The organism is Actinotalea ferrariae (assembly GCF_019733465.1).
In the GTDB taxonomy this organism is placed as follows: Bacteria; Actinomycetota; Actinomycetes; order Actinomycetales; family Cellulomonadaceae; genus Actinotalea; species Actinotalea ferrariae_A.
Genome location: NZ_JACVQL010000236.1, coordinates 1 through 1,236, shown reverse-complemented (window position 1 = coordinate 1,236; position 1,236 = coordinate 1). Strand labels below are relative to the sequence as shown.

The 1,236-nt window shown below is 77.4% G+C and carries 2 protein-coding genes; both read left to right on the top strand.

Annotated features, from left to right (window positions below):
* Positions 1-404: sensor histidine kinase (locus tag ICW40_RS16595; protein WP_374199172.1), on the top strand; the 404-nt coding region annotated here is incomplete at its 5' end.
* Positions 405-487: 83 nt separating this feature from the next.
* A complete protein-coding gene (locus ICW40_RS16590; protein WP_221655120.1) occupies positions 488-1,141 on the top strand; it encodes a LuxR C-terminal-related transcriptional regulator in 654 nt (217 codons plus the stop codon).
* Positions 1,142-1,236 lie beyond the last annotated feature (95 nt).

The following is a 1,236-nucleotide window of genomic DNA, read 5'->3' as shown; positions in this document are numbered from 1 at the left end:
TCGCACCCCCCGTGCTCGCCGACCGCGGGCTCGCCGCGGCCGTGAGCGCCGTCGCCGCGCGCGCCACGGTGACGACGTCGGTCGACGTCGCCCTGCCCGACGGCGCGCGCCCCGCCGCGGCCGTCGAGAACGCCGCCTACTTCGTGGTGACCGAGGCGCTCGCCAACGTCGCGAAGCACGCCGAGGCCTCGACCGCGCACGTCGCCGTCACGACCGAGGTGCGGGAGGACGAGCGGGTGCTCCTCGTGGAGGTGCGCGACGACGGCGTCGGCGGCGCGGCGCTCGCGAAGGGGCACGGCCTGGCCGGCCTGGCCGACCGCGTCGAGGGCCTGGGCGGCGGGCTCGCGCTGACGAGCCCCGCCGGCGGGCCGACCGTGGTCACCGCCACGCTGCCGTGGTCCTGACCCTCGAGGCACCACCGCAGGGCCGGGCGCCGGGGCGTGGGCACGCTCCGGGGCCCGGCCCGCGGACGGGCACACTGGCGCCCATGCGCATCGTGCTCGCCGAGGACTCCGTGCTGCTCCGCGAGGGCCTCGTCCGCCTCCTGCGCGAGGCGGGTCACGAGGTCCTCGCCGCGGTCGACCACGCGGACGCCGTGGTGCCGGCCGTCCTCGAGCACCGGCCCGACGTCGCCGTCCTGGACGTCCGGATGCCGCCGACCTTCACCGACGACGGGCTGCGCGCCGCGGTCGCGGCCCGGGCCGCGCTCCCGGAGCTCGGCGTGCTCGTGCTGTCCCAGTACGTCGAGGAGTCCTACGCGCGCGACCTGCTCGCGGACGGCCGCGGCGGCGTCGGCTACCTGCTCAAGGACCGCGTGCAGGACCTCGACGCGCTCGAGGACGCCGTCGCGCGCGTCGCCGCGGGCGGCACCGTGCTCGACCCCGACGTCGTCGCGCAGCTGCTGGTGCAGCGCCGGCCGGTCGACCCGGTGGAGACGCTCACGCCGCGCGAGCGCGAGGTGCTCGCGCTCATGGCCGAGGGCCGGTCCAACGGCGCGATCGCGCAGCGGCTCGTCGTGAGCGCGGGCGCGGTGGAGAAGCACGTCGCCAACCTCATGGCCAAGCTGGGCCTGGCCCCGGCCGAGGAGGACAACCGCCGCGTCCTCGCGGTCCTGGCCTGGCTCCGCGAGTCCCGCGCCTGACCCCTACCCGCACGGTCGCGCCTGACCCCGCCCGCACACTGGAGCGACATCGTGCGACACGCCCGGGCGGTTTCAAGCGGCCGATGCAACGAGTA